This is a genomic window from Maribacter spongiicola (genome assembly GCF_052119685.1).
GTDB lineage: Bacteria > Bacteroidota > Bacteroidia > Flavobacteriales > Flavobacteriaceae > Maribacter > Maribacter spongiicola_A.
In genome coordinates this window covers 23138-40647 of record NZ_JBGQOO010000002.1, presented here as the reverse complement: position 1 = coordinate 40647, position 17510 = coordinate 23138, and the positions used below count along the sequence as shown (strand labels likewise).

Genomic DNA, 17510 nt, shown 5'->3' with positions numbered 1-17510 from the left:
TGTGCATGGGTAGTATTAATGAGATTCAATATTTAATTATCTCAATTAGTAATTTATAAAGAAAGGAAGGTAGCATACTCTATTCCTAACAATAAATTCAAATTCAATGTGATTATTACACTTCCAGTTTCATTATATTTAGGTACTTAATAAACAACAACAAAATATGAGCTCAAGAAGAAATTTTATAGAAAAATTATCTGTTACCGCAATAGGTTTACCACTTTTATATAGTCCGGCACAACTATTTGCCAATGATACGGAACCGTATGATGGACCAATTTTAAAGGTTGCTATTATGGGATTAGGTAGTTATGGTACACGAGTAGCAGAAGCTATGATATCTTGTCAAAGAGCAAAGTTGATGGGTGTCATTAGCGGAACTCCTTCTAAGGTCAAGCAATGGCAATCTAAATATAGTATTCCGGCAAAGAACTGTTATAACTATGAAAATTTCGATGCCATAAAAGATAATCCAGATATTGATGCAGTCTACATTATAACTCCAAATGGATTGCATAAAAATCAGACGTTACGAGTAGCTAAAGCAGGTAAGCATGTAATTTCTGAAAAGCCAATGGGTATTAATGCTGAGGAAGGTCAGCAAATGGTTGATGCTTGTAAAGCAGCTAACGTAAAATTACTGATTGGATATAGAATGCATTTTGAACCTAAAACAGTAGCAGTTATTCAAATGCGAAAAGACGGTGTATTTGGTGATACTAAATTTTTTCAAGGTCAATCTGGATTTACCATTGGTGATCCTACACAATGGCGTTTAAATAAGGAATTGTCTGGTGGTGGTGCCATGATGGATATTGGTATTTACTCTATAAACGGAGCAAGATATATGCTAGGCGAAGAACCTATTTGGGTTACCGCACAGGAAACAAAAACAGATCCGGTAAAATTTAAAGAAGGTATTGATGAGACCATTCAGTTTCAAATGGGTTTCCCTAGTGGTGCAGTGGCAAATTGCCTTTCAACTTATAACATGAGCAATTTAGACAGGTTTTATATGACTGGATCAAAAGGATTTGTTGAGATGCAACCTTCCACAGGATATGGACCTATAGAGGGGCGCACGCATGAAGGAAAATTGACCCAACCACACATCACACACCAAACATTACAAATGGACGGTATGGCAGCATTAATTTTTGATGGTGTACAACCCATTGTACCAGTTGACGGAGAGGAAGGCGTTAAGGATATGAAAATTATAGATGCAATTTTCTTAGCGGCAAAAACCGGAGAGAAAGTTACCTTGTAATTAATATTCCATAAGTTCAATAGAACGAAAATCAATAGGGTGGCTGTTTGACTGTAAGGAGATAAAGCCACCTTTTACTCTTTTGTCCCCATTGGTCATCAACAATTTTGCTGTAGCGTTTTCAATATTATAAGTTGGATTGGAGTATCTTAAAATTTCTTCACCATTAACGTAGTGGATAATTAAACCATCTTTAATATCAATTTCAGCAGTAACCCACTGATCGCCGTGAAATGTTTTTAAAACATCAGCAGGTATGCAAGTTGTTTTATTCTGTACTCTATTATGCTCTATGAACATTCCGTTAGTGCACGCAGCACCTAATGGGCGTTCGTCTGTTCCATTTCCTCCATGAAAATTAAATTCTAAACAAACAGGAAAGGCTTGATCTAACTTTTGAGTTGCTGGCGGTTGGCCATGAAATTGAATTCCACTATCACGATAGCCCCAAGTTGGAGCACCTGGTGCCGTTTCTCCCACAAATCTATACACAACCTTTAATCTATAATTGGTAAGATATTTATCATAATATACTGTACCGAACCTATCGCCAAATTCCGGTCCGTATTCATCATACCTAACTTTTAAAATACCATCTTCTACCCTTAAGGTATTGCCGAAATTTTCACCTAATTCATGTCCAGGAATTTTAATGGTCCATCCAGTTAAGTCATTTCCATTAAAAATAGAAACCCATTCTGTCGCCGTATTTTCTTTAGTATTTTCAACTTTATCTTCTTTTTCAGCATCTGATTTTTTCGTGCCACACGAAACTATAATTGATAATACAAGAATTGAAAATAGCGATAGCCAAACATTTTTATTCAAATTCATATTGATGCATTTAGTTCTTGAATTTTAAAAGTAACAAAAAAAGGCATGTCAATTCATGCACCTATACTTTGATTTTTTTTACAGTTTAACTCTAAAATGCTGACTCATTTTTTAACAGATTAAATTCAGAAACTAATTCAGAGTATCGCTCTTTAGCATCTTTACCAATTTCCTTATCAGCATCGCCAATGATGTATGATAAATACGATATTTGAGCAATCAACATTTGCTGCGGATAAGCACCTTCTGCATTTTTAAGTTTTTTCAGAATAGTATCCAATAAAGCTTTTTTTTCTGAATTTGTACTTTTTTTAAGCTCGCCTTCTAATGTTACTTGAAATTTAATTGCTTCTGACAACAAATTAATGACCTTGTTTTGAAATTCTAGTTGTTCTATGAAAGTTGAATTGGTAATACCCTCCTTTTCTAACCGAGGATCCACTAGTATTTCGAATGATTGCTCTAAATTTTGTTTCCCGACTATTAACCTCGCGGTATATATGCCTGGTGGAACCATAGGTCCGTTTTTAAAAGACCTTGATTTCTTATCGCTCCAAGCTCCTTTCTGTTTTAAATCCCAAGTAAATCGATTTAATCCTTTCTTAGTTTCAAGTTTGGCATCTAAATACGTAAAGGTCATACTTAAACCCATGTCTTCAATCTTTTCAGATGTTGATTTTAATTGAGTGGAATCACTTACAATGGTGACAATAGATTTTTTGTTAGCATCCAATATTTCTAATTTGACATCATTAGTTAAATCATTGGGGAGGTAATAATCAATTAGTACACCCGTAGCCGGATAATTAGGAAAATCACCTGAAGCTCTACCGGTTCTATATCGTATTGTTGTATCGGGTTTAAATAATATTGGTGCATCCTTTAAATTAGTTATTTCAGAATTTCTTAGCGAAGTAATATTATCAAGAATCCAAAATCCGCGGCCCATTGTACTTAATATTAGATCACCTCTGTGAATAATTACATCTGTAATTGGCGTTACAGGTAAGTTTTGTTGAAATGTTTTCCAAACTTTTCCATCATCCAAAGAAACGAACATACCATATTCTGTACCTGCATATAAAAGTCCAGCAGTTTCTGGGTCTTCACGTAATACTTTAGCGGTATAGTCAGATGGTATTCCGTTTGAAGCAGTACTCAATAACTCCCAAGTTTTACCATAATCTTCGGTTTTATAAAAGTACGGAGTAGCATCACCCAACAAATGTCTATCAACAGATATATATGCTTTCGCGGGATTAAATTGGGAAGGTTCTATAGATTCAACTCTTCCTCCTTTTGGCATTTTCTTAGGTGTAACATTTGACCATGTTTGTCCGCCATTTTGGGTTATTGAAACAACACCGTCATTAGATCCCGTCCAAATAAGATCTTTCTTTATTTTAGATTCTCTTATCGAATAAATTGTACTGTAATATTCTTCACCGGTAATGTCTCTCGTTATTGGACTTCCTGAAATCACTTGCTTATCTGCTTCAAAGGCAGTTAAATCTGGAGAAATAGTTTCCCAAATAACTCCGTCATTTCTTGTTTTATGCACAAATTGAGAACCCATGTAAACTACATCAGGATCATGTGGAGATACGTGAACAGGAGCTACTCGTTGAAACCTGTATTTTAAATCTTTAGGGTTGTGACCGTAAATATTGGAAGCACCGATAGAGTATTCTCTACCTGTACCTGTTATTTTATTATAAACACTAAAGCGTCCTTTACAATTGTTGTAAACGATATTGTGATTGCCAGGTTTTGGAATTGACGGACCTGTTTCACAACCACCAACTTCAATCATTACCTGTGTACCTTGAGCAGAAGTTCCACTTGGCGCAGAACTTGGAATTGCAATGGTGGTATTATCTTGTTGAGCACCATAGATCCAATAAGGATATTGATCATCTACCGCTACCTGATAAATTTCAGCTGTTGGTTGGTTGAATTGTGAAGACCATGTTTTACCACCATTATGAGAAACATTAGCACCACCATCATTACACTGAATTAATAAATCAGTATTATTAGGGTTTATCCAGATATCATGATTATCGCCATGTGGTACAGCCATCATTGTCCAGTTTTCACCACCATCCGTAGACTTTAATAACGGATTGGCATTAGAATACACAATATCAGGATTGGTTGGGTCTAACTCTATGTTTGTATAATAAAATGGTCTGTTGACCAAACCTTTATTACTTGACGTTTGCACGAATGTTTTTCCTTGATTAACAGATTTGTAAACTCCGCCTTCATCGCCTGGAGCTTCTATTACTGCATAAAGTAAACTAGAATCTACGGCAGATACCGCTAAATCTATTTTACCTATCAATCCTTTTGGCAATCCTGTTTCCAGCTTTATCCAATCTTTACCTCCATTAACTGATTTATATATACCGCCTTCTTTGTTCTCTCCACCAGATAGAATTGTCCAAGGAGTACGTTGTGCTTTCCAAGCAGCAGCATAAACAACATTAGGATTACCCGGTAATAGCTCTAAATCTGCAAATCCGGTAGTATTAGATATGTGAAGCATTTTTTCCCAAGTAGCACCACCATCTATAGTTTTATAGATACCACGTTCTTCATTAGCTTTAAAAGCATCACCAATTGCCGCTACCCAAACGATGTTATTATTGGTAGGGTCAATTTCCACGGCACCAATTTGTCCGGCTTTAGCTAGTCCAATATGGTCCCAAGTTTTTCCGGCATCTATAGATTTATAAACTCCTTTTCCGCTGATGATGTTACTACGTAGTCCGTCAGAACCAGTTCCCACATAAACGATATTAGGGTCATTAAGAGCAACTTCAATAGCACCAATAGAGGGAGTATCAAAAAATCCGTCAGAAATATTATTCCAAGATGTGCCATAATCATCTGTTTTCCAAACACCGGCACCAGATGCACCTAGGTAAAAAGTACCTGGTAAAACAGGAGTACCAGTAACCGTAGTAACACGACCACCTCGCGACGGACCAATAGTACGGTATTCAAATGCGGAAAAATCTTGGGCTAGAACTAAGGTTGTACTTAGTAAAAATGTAGAAATGGAAAGGAAACGAACAAGGGTTTTCATTTAGTTTAAATAATAGGTTGGTTAAAACCTAAAGTTACTTAAACTGATACGTATAACATATACTGAAAATCATTTTTACGATTTTCTTAATTTGACAATTACATATTGAGATTTGACGTACTCTCGTTGCAGAAATTTATATAATATGCTGTTATTATAGCGTATATCTACTTGTCAGTATCTTTAAGCTTATCATTTTCCCAAATACCACTTATGACAGAGCCTTCTTTCTTATGAAAAATACCTTTGCCATTTCGCTTGTCGTTTTTCCACTGTCCTTTGTATTTTTCACCGTTAGGCCAAAAATAAGTGCCTTCACCATTTCGCATATCATCTTTGTAACTACCAATATAATATTCACCGTCAGGCCAGTAAAATGTGCCATTACCTTCGCGTAGATTGTCTTTCCATTCGCCTTCATACCTGCTACCCGTTTCAAGTACGGCAATGCCGATACCATTGGCCTTGTTGTTTTTTACTTGACCAACATAATGCAATCCAGTTCCTTTTTTACTAGTAAAACTAAGGTATTCTCCAAATGATTTATTGTTCAATTGCTTGCGCATGTTACTTAGTTGAACGCGAGCTTTTTCTAATGCAAAACTTAAAGAATCAATACTTCTAATTTCACTTTGCGCAATTGGGGCAATAGCAATTGAATCGACGGATGTTTTTTTGGTTTCTTCATTAGAAGCATTTACAATATTGTTTTGCATTAACTTTTTAGCAAGAGCAATACGTAATGGAATAACGGAATTCAACTCTTCGTGATTTTGAAGTGTAGTAGTATAAGATTCAATAGCTTTATTATAATCGCCTTTCATTAAAACAGAATCGATTGCGATTAATTCTTTATTACCAGTTACAAGAACATCTAACTCCTTTTTTACCTTGCTACTCTCCCCTATTTCATTTTGCAGCGTGCTTGATTTGATGCCAAAATAAATTGCCAGTACAGATGTGATGGCTAACAGACTGTAGAATGTTACATCTCTTTTTTTCATAGTGTTTGTTTGCTCTATGGTATTAATCTGTTAAGTGAATTTCTGGAAGCTTGTTTTTAACCTTTCTAAAATCTGGTGAATAGTATACGTGAAAACGCATCGCCCAACTTTGCTTGTAATATCCGCCGTTCTTTAGATCTTGACCCTGAGAATACATGGCTCCTGCCGCAACAGTTAATCTTGGTGTAAGAATATAGCCCAAAGTAGTCGTTAATCGTAAATCTTCCATAGGGCTAGCGACAACCGCTTTTCCACTTTGCATAATTAATTCAGCCTCAGGAGCTAAATAAAAAGTCTTAGGTTTTAGCTTATGATTGTTCAAAGGGATCTTCATTCTGAACATATACCTCCATCGGTTTCTAAATATGTATTCACTATTCTCCACAAAACTTTGTGTCCAACGATGTTCAATACGAATACGGTGATAAATCATCATACTCGACAATGACTGCGCAAATTGATACTGATGCCAAATACGCCATTCAGGTACTAAATTACGATCCGTAGAGGCTTCATCTGTATTGAAGTTTAAACGTAACACTCCGCCTAAACGAACATTGAAATATTTCGAGTGTATATACCCAATAGCATGTCTATTATACACCTGAGCTACCTGACCAAAAAATGGTGTAGCTTCCGTTTCCTCTAATCTTAAATGCGTTTGTGCATCCCAAAATAAGCGTTTGCTAATTCTAATATTCCCGTAAGTATTAATCCAGGTTTTTGTTCCTAAATCTTTATACTTCGAATATTCTGGCAATTCTACGGCTTCTTTTTCTTGTGCTAATCCTTTAAAAACAAAGGCAAAAAGCATTAAAAAAGAAAGCTTTACGAAATGTGTACGAAACGTTTTCATAGGCTATTGCTTTGTAGTGTTTTGTACATTCAACATCTCTAATACGGTAACAGGGTCTTTTTCATTTTTGAGCTTTCTTTCCAGCTTTTTGGTGTCTTGATCTTTTAGTTCTAGAACCTTTTTGTACGTAGCTGTAATAGTTTTGTTTAATTTTTCAATAGTCTCACACGATATATGTTGTTCTATTTCAGATAAGAAGTAAGGTTCTAAAATTTTGGAATAAGCTGATGTGATTTTCTTTTTAATATCCTCATCCATCAATGTTGCCATAAACGGATTCCAAATACGATCGGTATAACTTTCTTTTATACCCGTATGGTACACTGGCATTTGCGAAACTGTTCTTGATAAATCGTTTAAATTGTCAAGACATTCAACCGTATTTCTAGCAGCAGCTAATCTGTTTTGAGCAGATTTCACTTTAGAGTAATCGTTCAATATTGTACTCGCAAAAGATTTAATTTGATGTAAAGAATTGGCATATTTTAGTGGAACACTATCCTTTATTGCTTCAATAAAAGTTACTAATGAATCGTTTTGTAATATGATTTCCTCTTCTAAACTAGCCAATTCATTTTGTCTTTTTTCTTGCGCTAGTGTTTCTTTAACTTCGTTGGCAATAGACAGAATACCGTCATATCCCATTTTAGCAACAGCCTCAATATTCGCTATCTTAGAATTATTGGTATTAGTTACAGCATTTGAAGTAATTGTATACAACTTAGAAGATGTTACACTATCTATTTGCATCTCAATATCCACTTTAGATTTTGGCATTCCTGTAGGAAATACATGGTTTATTAGCTGTTGGCGCGATGTATATTCCAAAATACCCAAAGAATCATAACTTACAATTTCTTGAATAGGGGTAAGAAAATTTTCTTTTAGGTGAAGTACGGTGTTGTACTGATACGCTGTATTGGTATCAGATAATTTTAGAATATTCAATTGTGAATTGTGTAGTATAGATTCACTTAATTCATTTCCTTTTTTATAATAGGATACGATGCTATCAACCTTAGAGACTTCTAAAGAATCTAACGGATAATAAGGAACCTTGACTTTAAATTCAGGAAGAAATTCTGACTTACCTAATTCAGATAAAATGTCGTCAACCTCTTGATAACGTGCTGCATTTTGCTTTAAAAGTTCTGGTAAACTATTATGATGTAGAATGTCAACATCTACTTGCGAAAGTTGAATTTCTAAGGCTTTAATATAACCCGCATTTAAATTAATGATTTTAGTTTGCCCGTTGTAGCCTTTGTATCCTTTTATAGTTTTATGATCACTTTCGTCATCCACCCTAATCGATTGCAATAAGCCATCTTTAAAATACCAACTTTCAGATTGATCCATTCCGTTTGAAGGAAACAACGACCACTCATCATGAGCGAGTCCATCTCGTAGAAATCTACCTACTAGCGTATAGTTTTCATTATTTATACTAAAATTCTGTTGTGGAATACCGTTGTCAAAAAAAACAACACTTTTAAACAAGGTTTTTGATATTTCAGAATTTTCAATCTGTTCTTCTAAAATGGTCCACTTACCATTGGGTTTACCCATTTGAATTTTTCCACTAGCGGATTTTTGAATTCCACTTACCAAAACGCGGTATTGGTAATCTATGATTTCAGATTGACTCTTGGAGTTAAATTCTCCAAATTGAAACTTCCATGGTCCGTTTGCGGTGCCATCAACGAAAGCTCCCTTAAATTGAAACGAATAATCTTGCTTCTCTAAAAGTTCTTGAAGATTTGAACGTAGTACCGTAAAATCGCCATCGAGAACAGTATCGTTCTCAATAATTTTATAAGAGTACGTTGCTTTACCGTTATACTTACCTATTTGTAAAGGTCCGTTATATGTTTGTGTTTCTTGACCGTTCATCGGAATAGAAATTCCGACAACTATAAATACAAGAAATTGTAGTAATGGTTTGATAATTAGCCTAATCATGCCGCAAAAAAACGAAAATAGATTCAGACTAGTAAATTAGAACGATAAGAGTTTTGACTTTTTATTAAATGTTTCTAAACAATTTGGAATGCAGCAATAAAAACAACATTTTTTAAGAATAATGTAACTACCAATCTATTGGAAAATAGTCTTTTAAGAATTTACCACACCAATGTTTTCCGGTATTAATACCGTCAAATAAAGGATCCATTACACGAGCAGCGCCATCAACGATATCTAGAGGTGGTTGAAAATCGTGAACTTCTTGTTTCTTTTTAGCCAATTCAGCAGGATCTTCATCGGTTACCCAACCCGTATCGACAGCATTCATGAAAATTCCGTCTTTAGCCAATTCACCGGCAGCAGTATGCGTCAACATATTCAGGGCTGCCTTTGCCATATTGGTATGTGGATGACGAGATTCTTTAAAGAAACGGTGGAATTTACCTTCCATGGCCGTAACATTGATAATATGTTTTTGACCCGTATTTTCTTTCTTCATCAATTCTGCCAAACGGTTGCATAACACAAAAGGAGCTACTGAATTAACGAGCTGAACCTCAATCATTTCGGTGGTTTCAATTTCACCTAACTTTAACCTCCAGCTATTGGTTTTACGTAAATCTACTTGTTGTAAGTCGGCATCCAATTCTCCCGTTGGGAAAACCTCTTGGGCTACCAAAGCATTATCAAAACTATATGGTATTTGAGACAGTTTCGCAGAGGCTCGTAAACCAATACCAGGTTCTGGTCCGTGCCAAGTAACCGGCATGTTTTGATTAGGAGAAGCTTTAGAACTAAATGATTTTAACTCGTCTAAACAACTTTCATGGTCGCTTAATACCATTTGGGCAAACTTCGGTAAAGAAGAAAATTCTCGTTCTTCATTTTCCATTAAGTGATGGTAAAAACCTGCGGGTCTGCGCACCGTTTGTGCAGCGTTATTTATTAAGATATCAAGTTTGTCATATTGCTGCTCAATAAAGTTACAGAAGATTTCAACACTAGGTATGTGGCGTAAATCTAATCCGTGAATTTTTAGTCGATGCCCCCACTCCGTAAAATCTTCCTCCTTAGAAAAACGAAGTGCAGAATCTACAGGGAAACGCGTGGTGGCTATAACTGTAGCTCCGCCACGTAAAAGCATTAAAGTAATATGATAACCAATTTTTAAGCGAGATCCGGTAATAACCGCAACCTGACCTTTTACATTGGCATTCTGGAATCTCTTTGCATAATTAAAATCACCACAATCGGTACACATGGTATCGTAAAAATGATGAAGTTGTGTAAACTCAGCCTTGCAAACGTAGCAATTTCTAGGTGTGGTAAGTTCGGGTAAATCTTTAGTTTCTAAAACAGCGGCAGATAATAACTTCGGAGCAACAAAAACATGCGCTTCGCGAGCACTTCTTATACCTGTTTCTTTACGAGCATGCTTATCGCGAACTGCTTGCTTTCTTTTCTCGTTACGTTTAGCGTCTTTAACCCTTTTAGCAAACTCTTGCTTGTTAGGGCGAGATAACTGACCGGCAACTTTAATTAAGGCAATTCTTCTATCTTCAGGAATTTCAAATATTTGATTGGTATCGGTTACCAAACGATTTAAAATTTCAATACAATTTTCAATCTCGTTTAAATCGATATCAGTTTCGTTCTCGTGTTGTTTATCCTTCATCATACTACCTTAAAAAGGGCAAAAATACTAACTATGATTAAAGTACGGTAATGCGCACTTTTTTCTTTTTTAATCTGGAGTTATTTAACTCGCTTACAAGTTTAACTGATTTGCTTTTAGGTACTGCTACAAAAGCACAATCTTGCTTAAGTTCAATATCACCTAATTGCTCTTTAATCAAACCGCCTTGCTTAAAGAAAAGTCCCGCAATATCACCCTTAGATATTTTATCTTTTCTTCCGCCAGAAATAAATAAGGTTTCCCAAAGAGGATCTCCTAACTTATTAGTTTTACCAATGTTTATAGGCTTAGACTTCTTTATAAAAGGAGGTAAAGATTCTTGATCCCATTGTAAAACATAGGCAGTTCCTGTTTCATTTACACGCGCAGTTCTACCATTACGGTGGGTAAACTCTTCGATACGATGTGGTAATTCGTAATGAATGATGAATTTTAATTCGGGTATATCTATTCCTCTAGCAGCTAAATCTGTAGCAATCAATATACGACTGCTACCATTTCTGAATTTAATTAAAGCACGCTCTCGGTCTTTCTGTTCCATACCACCAGAAAAGCACTCATGCTGAATACGTTTCTGACTTAAATAGTCACTAACACTATCAATACTTTCTTTAAAATTGCAAAAGATTATACCAGGTTCTTCACCTATATATTTCAACAATTGTACAAGTGTTTTCAACTTGTCTTTATCTTCAGAAATTACAGTATTGATTGTAAGTAGTGACGGAGTTACTTTATTGAGAAAGTTGACACGCTTCGGATTCTCCATACCCACAAACTTCGGAATCTTAACACCCTCAGTTGCTGAAGTAAGAATACGTTTTTTGAGGTTAGGTAGTTCCGCTAGAATTTCACTCATTTCCTCTTCAAAACCGACTTCTAAAGATTTATCGAATTCGTCAAGAATCAAAGTTTTAATATGCTCTTTGGTAAAACGGTCTGCCATAAAATGGTCAAGAATTCTACCAGGCGTTCCAACTAAAATTGCCGGAGTATGTTTTAGCTCTATTTTATCTTTAGACATTGCCCTACCACCATAAATGGCATTCACTTTAAAACCAGTACCCATATTACGAATAACCTGTTCAATTTGAATAGCTAATTCTCGAGAAGGTACCAGAATCAATACCTGGACTTCAGGATTATCATGGTCCATAAAATCTAAAACCGGTAAAAGAAAAGCCAAGGTTTTTCCTGTACCGGTCGGAGAAAGTAATATGGTATTATTCGATGATGAGATAGCATCTAATGCGCTCTCTTGCATCGGATTTAACGCATCAATATTCAATTTTGATAAAATCTCTTTTTGATTTTTCATGCGTCTTTAATCACCGTTAATTTATATTCGATTATGCCTCTTGAAGGTCACGTTTCGATTTTCTGTACAAATAATTTGGAAAAATACTTCTTTTCGCGAATCTGTTCAATTTATTAGAATTGATCATTTTCTGAAAAATAGGCTTCGTTACTCCGAAATACTCGTACGTAGCACCATCAACAAAAGTAACCTCTAATACCAAACCGTTGTGCTGAAAATCGGCAACACCAGAGTTGATAGACTCGTTGTAAACCTCTTTGTTAGCCTCTTTAGTTTCTGGAGCGATACTCACTAAAAAGTGGTATCCGTCAATGATACGACGACTTTGAACTTCAGCCTCTTCTCTTTTGTCATCACCTTCTTGAAATTTATCTGGGTGCCATTCTTTCACCAAATTTCTGTAAGTAGACTTAAGTGCTTTAAGTTCAATTTCTTTTTCAACTCCGAAGAGTTTTTTATATTCATTAATACGCTTCATAATGCAGCTTTTTTGCGGGTGCAAAATTACATCTTTATTTTGACGTGGATGCCTGAATTTCAGGAATAAAAGAAAAAAATAATTGACTAAATATTAGTTACTCATTATTTAGACCTTTTTCAAGAACGGACTTAATACCTGCAAGATTTTCAGAAAATTCCATCATTTGCGAAAGCACTTGTGCCATCTCATTAGCATTACCAAAACTCTTGATTTTATTATTCTTAACAAATTGCTCCTTAATAGCGCTCCAGCGTGTATCTTCTTCAATTGAAAGATTGCCTATTAACTCATTGTATTTTAATAAATTAGCTTCTGCTGAACCAGTCAAAGTTTGCGCTTCGTTCTCGTAATGTGAACGTAACATGGTGTTTAGTTCTTTTTCGTTCATAATGGGTACAATCTGAGCCACTAATTTATTCATGTCTCGATAAGAACCTTGAAGTTTAAAAGAAGGCTCCGTACGGTATTCGTCTTGCATGGCAGCACTTTTAATGTACGTTGCATTTACTTTCAACAATACATCTCTTACCCGTAAAACTTTCTCAAGAACTTTTTTATATTCTTCAACTTCTTGACTAGAATGGTTTCCGATAAGTTGACCTTCATCAGACTTAGACTCAATTTGTTCTACCAAAGTATATACATCGTCAAATTCTTTGCTCGCCAATTGTTGTAATATTGGATTGGCGGTAAGCGAATTTTCAATAAGGCTAAGTCTGAATAAATGCTCGGTCTCACCAATAATATCACCAAGATTATAAATATCGGCACGGTTGGCTAACATATCTGGAATCTGAAATTTATCTCCGCTTTCCGTATATGGGTTACCCGCCATAATTACGCAGAACTTCTTACCACGTAAATCATAAGTTTTAGGTTGATTCTCATATACACCTTCTATTTTACGGGTACCATCTGATAGCGATATAAATTTCTGTAGAAACTCCGGATTACAATGCTGAATATCATCGATATAGAGCATCACATTATTCCCCATTTCAAAAGCAAGATTCAATTTTTTAAGTTCTTCTCGGGCAGCACTATTCTTTGCAGAGGCAGGATCAACATTCGTTACCTCATGACCAATTGCAGGTCCGTTAATCTTAACGAAAATTAAACCTAGGCGATTGGCAATGTACTCCATCAAGGTAGTTTTACCGTAACCTGGCGGAGATATCAACAGCAACATACCCATTCTATCGGTACGCTTGTTCGCACCTACAGTACCCAATTGTTTGGCTAAATTATTCCCGAAAATTGGTAGATAAACTTCATCTATTAATTTGTTTCGTACGAAAGAAGTAAGCACTCTTGGCTTAAACTCTTCTAACTTTAAATCGGTCTTTAATTTTTCAGTGATTTCAAGCTTCGTCTTTTTAAACTTAAGAAAAGCAGGAACTTCATCTACTACGAATAAATTCAACCTAGAGATAAAATCATGATAATTGAATGAATAGACGCCTTCCACAATTGTAGCATGAGAACCTCTTAAGTCTTTTAAAATTTCATTAGGCGAAACAGCTTTAATTTTAGAAGAAGATTCATCTCTAAACAAAATGGCTGCGACAATTTCATTTTCGTATCTATTACTGTTTGTTAAATCGTCAACGTCTTTTTTAGATTTTAAAAATGCACCTACCCATTGCTTCACTAAGCGAACCCTAGTTGCAAGATTGGCAGATTCTTCTACACTTTTCTTAAACTTTAAATCTGCCTGTTGCGATTTAAGTAATTTTAAAAACTCATCCTTTAATTGAAGGGCAAAGCTACTGTAGACAAACTCAGAATCAGATTTCAGTTCTTCGAACAAATATGCAGCAATATCTTCGCTTAAAAGTGAATCAAATAATCTTGTATCTGTAGCAAATACCTCAATTTTCTTTTTTAACTCCTCTATAATCGAAGCATATTCTTTAGATTCTGGGAAGTATTGTAAAACCTCACCTGCAGCCTTTAAACCTTTATCTAATTCATTCTTAACATCCTTATCTAAATCGTTCCAGAAAAATTGGGCGAAACCACGTATTTCTGGTCGGTATATGAGCAAATCTAATTCATGGTGCTTATGTACTAAAAGCCTTAGTATTCTTGATGCATCTACATCATGAACCCCTTTAATATAACCTTCAGAATAGTCGTTTCTACTTTGTTCTTGAACAACTTTCAAAAGCTCTTCTTCACTTAGCAGAAGCAAATCATCTTCAGTGAAATTTCTAAATATCTTAAATGCTAAATAAGCTGAACGATATATATCATCAGTTTCTGAAACATATTCTTGATCCCATAAATGTCGGTTTTTAATGAACTTTTCGTTATTCAGTACCTTATAAAAATCGGTACCTGTTAAATGATAATTAAGTTCATTATTATGAAAAACAATAGTTAAGTCTAACTGTTGCTTATTTACTCCGAATTTGTGTTTTCCTAAGCGAATTATACTATCGCCCTCTTCATAAAGGTCTAACTTATCTTTTAATTTTCTAAGCGCATCTTCACGAGCGGTCTTAAGTTGTGTTTCAATCTCTTCAGCTTTACCGCTATCATCAAGTTCTTGTAATTGAGAAATGATATCTCGAAGCTTATTGATCATTAAATCGGAAGCAAAGTATCCGTTGATTTCTACGGCAGTATCAAAGCTCTGTGCCTTTTTCTGAACACCTTTTAAAATTCTGCTAGATGCATTTGCTAATGCACTAGATTTCTTATTACGCTTTTCAATTAAAGAGTTCTTTCTGGCGTCGAACGCAGCATATACCTCTTCTCTCTTTTCAATGATTGTTTCAATAAACTCTTCAAATTCTGTGAATTTACCCTCGAGTTCTTCTAATTGAATAGAAGTTTTTGTCTGATATTCATCACACTTTTCTGGTGTAGCTGCCATATCTAGATAATTGATGATACTTTGATCGATCAATTTTAATTGTGCAGCAAACTCCGCTTTAGCTTCAGATATGCCAAGAGAATTCCTCTTGTTTTTTAAAGCAGCTTTAAGTTCATTTATGGTAGAGAAAATCAATGAAATATCATCGATTATTTTTGTGGAATGAGCTGTGTCTTCAATCTCTAAATTTGAAACAATATCGATCAACATTTCAAGATCGGCACTGATTTCATTAATTTCTTCTTCTTTCTCCTTAGCTTCAATTACCTTTTCAACTTTGGCAATAAAATCCTTCTTGTCTTTTAAAGCATCGTGATACGGTTGTAGCGCATTCGGATTCAAAAGAAATTGAACACAGCGTTCAGATATTTTCTTGGTCTGTTCTGCTATTTGCTCTTCGAGTACTTCTAAATACTCCAAATCAATATACCTCACTTCTTTTAACGAAATAGCTTCGCCTCTTAAAGATCGCAGTCTAGTAAGTAGTGCAACAAACTCATCGATACTTTTAAATGAGGTACTTTTAATTTTATTAAATAACTCTTCTGAGTTTTGCTGTATTAATTTAGACTGATTTTGAGCATTTTTACGAAGTTGTACTACCTTTTCAAACTCATCAATAGCAGCGTTAGATGCTTTGTTGATTTCTTGAATAGGCTCGTTTAATTGATGTGTATCTGGTTCAGGCAGCCAATAATACGCATCTAATATATCTTTCGAGAACTTTGCAATATCACTATATAATCCGGCGTAATTGTCGTTTTTATTCAACAAGGTAATTAAGCTGTTGACTTCTGCCATAGCTTTTACAATATCTTTGTTTCCGATTTTATACAGCAGTGTATCTTCATGTTGAGATGGTACGTAATCTCCTTTTAAATACGGAGTTTGCCATATTTGAACTACATGATGTTTGGTTTGCTCTTGCTCCGTTTTAAAGTAACAAAGCTCACCATTTTCTAAAATTGTGAATCCATTACAAATTATAGGCGTTTTAATAACCTGACTTATAATGTTATAAGACATAAGGTTATACAGCCCTTCTGCAGCAGAATAAAAAACGTACAGAAAATCTTCTCCGTTCGGGGAAACAATACGTTCTTGGAATTTTACATTGGGAATGGAATTATCAAAAATATGATACTCTCCTGTTTGTAAATAATAACCCGTTGGAAAAATGATTCCCTGGTCATCTGGTAATAAAATACAGGCATTTTTAACCGATTCAATTTTCTGAACCTCCTTCATTTTGTCATTAAAAACAAAGTAGCGAGGCGATTCTTGAAACGGTTTTATTTCTAATATTAAAAGATTGCCCAAATCCCCAAAACGATACTGACCATCATCAAGGGTTTGATCAACGTACTCTACAGGTTCATCTAAAATACCTTTGCCTTCAGCAGTGTTATCTTCAATTTTGATAGTAAGATCACCACCAATAGTTTCTACAAACACACGGTCTTTGATAGATACATGAGGATGCACACCATAACGTTGCATATCTCGTGTAGCTTCTTGCCATTTAAATTCTTGCTGAACCGGAAATCTGTATTCATGTTCACTACGGTTATCAATATACTTTAAAGCATTATCGACCAGTAGCCATTTAAAAGTTTTAATATCAGTCGGACTTTCGCTTAACTGAAAAACCATATGAAGATAATTTCCGATGATGGCAAAATTGGAAAATATCGTATTTCTATAGTATTTGTATAAGTTTGTAAAATCTGTTTTGAAAGTTTCATCTTCCAACAACTCAAGACTAGCGGCTTTAAAACTGTTTTCTGTAAAAGTGAAACTACTAAAAACGTCTTTAATAGTTATCTCGGTTCTGAGTCCGAAATGAACATTATACCCGAACAGACACGTATCACCAAAAGAAACAATGTCGCGTGCAATACAGTTGTTTTCTGTATTGATTCTGGCATTCGCAATAAGTTTTGTTTCTAATGAGCCGAATACGGTTTTTCTGTCATCATTTAGTTCGATGAGCTTACTCTGTAATAATTCTTTCTGCTTCTGCAGTCGATTTTTAATTACATCGTAAGTACCACCATCTAAAATATGTTCTTCCGTTTTGTCTGTTCGGGATTCTTCTGCCATAAAAG

At 35.1% G+C, this 17510-nt stretch carries 10 protein-coding genes; 1 reads left to right on the top strand and 9 read right to left on the bottom strand.

The window, feature by feature from the left end; all coding sequences use genetic code 11:
- The first annotated feature begins 166 nt into the window (after nt 1–166).
- Nucleotides 167–1273 (top strand): Gfo/Idh/MocA family protein, encoded by a 1107-nt coding sequence (locus tag ACEN2N_RS04230; protein ID WP_441823157.1) that lies wholly within the window; start codon nt 167–169, stop codon nt 1271–1273.
- Here ACEN2N_RS04230 and ACEN2N_RS04225 read toward each other — a convergent pair whose 3' ends face one another.
- The 9 genes from ACEN2N_RS04225 to ACEN2N_RS04185 all read right to left on the bottom strand — a co-directional run bounded on the left by ACEN2N_RS04225 (nt 1274) and on the right by ACEN2N_RS04185 (nt 17505).
- Nucleotides 1274–2107, bottom strand: a complete 834-nt coding sequence (locus tag ACEN2N_RS04225) for a 3-keto-disaccharide hydrolase (protein ID WP_441823156.1) — start codon at nt 2105–2107, stop codon at nt 1274–1276. It abuts the gene before it with no gap.
- 91 nt (nt 2108–2198) lie between these two features.
- Nucleotides 2199–5201 (bottom strand): WD40/YVTN/BNR-like repeat-containing protein, encoded by a 3003-nt coding sequence (locus ACEN2N_RS04220; RefSeq protein ID WP_441823155.1) that lies wholly within the window; start codon nt 5199–5201, stop codon nt 2199–2201.
- A gap of 167 nt (nt 5202–5368) precedes the next feature.
- Nucleotides 5369–6205: an MORN repeat-containing protein gene (locus ACEN2N_RS04215; protein ID WP_441823154.1), complete on the bottom strand. Its 837-nt coding sequence runs from the start codon at nt 6203–6205 to the stop codon at nt 5369–5371.
- Nucleotides 6206–6227: 22 nt separating this feature from the next.
- Complete coding sequence (locus ACEN2N_RS04210; protein ID WP_441823153.1) at nt 6228–7061, bottom strand: DUF2490 domain-containing protein; 834 nt, start codon at nt 7059–7061, stop codon at nt 6228–6230.
- 3 nt (nt 7062–7064) lie between these two features.
- The gene (locus tag ACEN2N_RS04205) at nt 7065–9023 is read right to left on the bottom strand and encodes a hypothetical protein (RefSeq protein ID WP_441823152.1); all 1959 of its coding nucleotides are present in this window, start codon (nt 9021–9023) and stop codon (nt 7065–7067) included.
- Nucleotides 9024–9150: 127 nt separating this feature from the next.
- Nucleotides 9151–10701: an SDR family NAD(P)-dependent oxidoreductase gene (locus ACEN2N_RS04200; protein ID WP_441823548.1), complete on the bottom strand. Its 1551-nt coding sequence runs from the start codon at nt 10699–10701 to the stop codon at nt 9151–9153.
- 37 nt (nt 10702–10738) lie between these two features.
- Nucleotides 10739–12040, bottom strand: coding sequence for a DEAD/DEAH box helicase (locus ACEN2N_RS04195; RefSeq protein ID WP_441823151.1), 1302 nt, complete (start codon nt 12038–12040; stop codon nt 10739–10741).
- A gap of 31 nt (nt 12041–12071) precedes the next feature.
- Nucleotides 12072–12518: a KTSC domain-containing protein gene (locus tag ACEN2N_RS04190; protein WP_423999940.1), complete on the bottom strand. Its 447-nt coding sequence runs from the start codon at nt 12516–12518 to the stop codon at nt 12072–12074.
- 97 nt (nt 12519–12615) lie between these two features.
- Complete coding sequence (locus ACEN2N_RS04185) at nt 12616–17505, bottom strand: DNA repair ATPase (RefSeq protein ID WP_441823150.1); 4890 nt, start codon at nt 17503–17505, stop codon at nt 12616–12618.
- Nucleotides 17506–17510 lie beyond the last annotated feature (5 nt).